This is a genomic window from Brevundimonas sp. CURTG3B2_SDJG (assembly GCF_057364705.1).
This window is the reverse complement of sequence record NZ_JBNFOJ010000401.1, coordinates 1-2115: the sequence shown is the minus strand read 5'-3', so window position 1 is coordinate 2115 and position 2115 is coordinate 1. Positions and strand designations below refer to the sequence as shown.

Annotated in this window: 2 protein-coding genes; both read right to left on the bottom strand. The window is 70.4% G+C overall.

Annotated elements, in window-relative coordinates; translation table 11 throughout:
• Nucleotides 1-106: 106 nt before the first annotated feature.
• Nucleotides 107-598 carry a hypothetical protein gene (locus AC2W7C_RS17125; protein WP_486002451.1) on the bottom strand — a complete coding sequence of 164 codons (492 nt, stop codon included), beginning with the start codon at nt 596-598 and terminating at the stop codon, nt 107-109.
• Between the two features lie 83 nt (nt 599-681).
• A complete protein-coding gene (locus tag AC2W7C_RS17120; RefSeq protein WP_486002450.1) occupies nt 682-2025 on the bottom strand; it encodes an ATP-binding protein in 1344 nt (447 codons plus the stop codon).
• Nucleotides 2026-2115 lie beyond the last annotated feature (90 nt).

The following is a 2115-nucleotide window of genomic DNA, read 5'->3' as shown; positions in this document are numbered from 1 at the left end:
CCGGGGGGCACCACGCGGGCGGGGTTGGACGCCATGGAGGCCGGCGCGACCTTGAACGCGCGGCGCGAGCCGCGGTCCAGGCCGCCGCCGAAAAGGCGCGGTCTCTCTAGCGGGTCGCGTAGCGGCCCTGGGTCAGGTTCCGGGCCAGGCGGCTGTAGGCCCGGTCGGCGTCATGCCAGGTGCTGAATCCGCGCACGTCGGCGATGCTGTTGGTGAACCAGTCGTAGCGGACCGGTTGGACCGAGCCGTCGGCCATGGTGATCCGCCCTTCGAACGCCGCCCCGCCGATGGAGACGCTGCGGATGAAGTCCAGGCCTGGACGCTGGGCGATCTGCTCCATCGTCGGACGATTGGGCTTGAGATCGGTCAGGACCAGGTCGATGCGGGCGCCATTGAGGTCCGCGTCGTCGGCCACCGCGCGAAGAACGACGTCGGCCAGGCGATCCACCTGTTGGTCGACCTCGCGCATGCCCAGTTCGTGCGCCTTGCGCTCGAGATCCGGGCTCAGGGTGATGTTGATCGAAGTCGGTTCGGCCGCGGCGGCGCCGGCCACGGCGAGGGTGGCTGCGAGCGGGGCGAAGAAGGCCAGTTTGCGCATAGAAATCCTCCATGACCCCCCGGTCATGCCCCGTATGATGGGGCTTACGGCCCCGCTTCGCCAGAGGGTGCGGCGAAATGTGATCAGCCTGGCAGCCGGATCAGGGCGCGCAGACCGCCCAGATCGCTTCTTTCCAGGGTGATGTCTCCGCCGTGGCCCCGAGCCACGTCGCGGGCGATGGCCAGACCCAGGCCGACCCCCTTGCGGTTCTGGTTGCGCGAATCGTCCAGTCTGGAAAAGGGCCGGAAGGCTTCCTCGTGCATGTCCTCGGGAATGCCGGGGCCATCGTCTTCGACCGCGACCTCCAGCCCGCCCGAGGGCAGGGGGCGGGCGCTGAGGCGGACACGATCGCCGTGCGAGGCCGCGTTGCCGGTCAGGTTGCCCAAGGCGCGCTTGAAAGCCAGGGGACGAAGCGTGGCGTTCAGATCGTCCGGCGCTAGGATCTCGACCTCGGCTCCGGCCCGGCGCGCGTCCTCGCCGGCCGCCGCCAGCAGGGCGGGGATGGAGATTTCCTGTGCCGCCTCGCCGGCCTCGCCGCGGGCGAAGGCGAGGTATTCGTCGATCATGTGCTCCATCTCGTCCAGGTCGCCGCGCATCGCGTCCGCGCGTTTGAACGGGGGGGCCAGGGCCAGTTCCAGGCGCAGGCGGGTCAGGGGCGTGCGCAGGTCGTGGCTGACCGAGGCCAGGAGCGCGGTGCGCTGGTCGATGTGACGCTGGATCCGGTCGCGCATGTTCAGGAAGGCCTGGGCCGCAGCGCGCACTTCCTTGGCCCCGTGCGGCTTGAACCGCTCCTGGCTTTCGCCCCGTCCGAAGGCCTCGGCCGCCTCGGCCAGACGCTCAATGGCGCGCACCTGGTTGCGGATGAACAGGATGGCGACGCCCATCAGCAGGATGGTGGCGACCAGCAGCCACAGCACGAAGATGTGGGCCTGGGTGGCGACCGCCCGCTCGCGCGGCGCGATGATGCGCAGCACGCCCTGGGGCTGTTGCACCCGGACGTCGACGTGGGCGGGGTAGCGGGTAGTGTCGAACCAGAAGGGTTGGTCCAGCCTGGCGGCCAGGGCGCGTTCCAGGGTGCGATCGACCACGCCCAGGGCTCCGCGGCGGGTCTCGCTGGGCAGGGTCTCGCCCTCCCGCAGCTGCACGGACAGGGACATCGACCGCTGGGCCCGGTCGGTGATCACCGCCATGTTTCGGGGCGAGGGATCGTCGGCGTAGCTTTCGACCGCCCAGGCGATGTCCCCGGCCAGGCCGTCGGACAGGCGCGCGGTCACGGTCTGCCAGTGGGCGTCGAAGAAGGCCCAGGTCACCGCCACTTGCATGACCAGCACCGGCAGCACGATGATCAGCAGGGATCGGCCCCACAGCGAGGTCGGCAGGCGCCGCCTCAGGAACCGCGGCCAGAGGCTGGCGGGGAGGAGTCTCACACCCGTTCCTCCCCCTTGGGGAGGGGACCATCCGAAGGATGGTGGAGGGGTTGCGAAAGCGTGCGCGGGCCGGCGCTCACGCTCGCGTCC

Excerpts from the sequence above, each read along its gene's own strand:
- AC2W7C_RS17125 (WP_486002451.1), bottom strand. The coding sequence starts at position 598 with ATGCGCAAACTGGCCTTCTTCGCCCCGCTCGCAGCCACCCTCGCCGTG.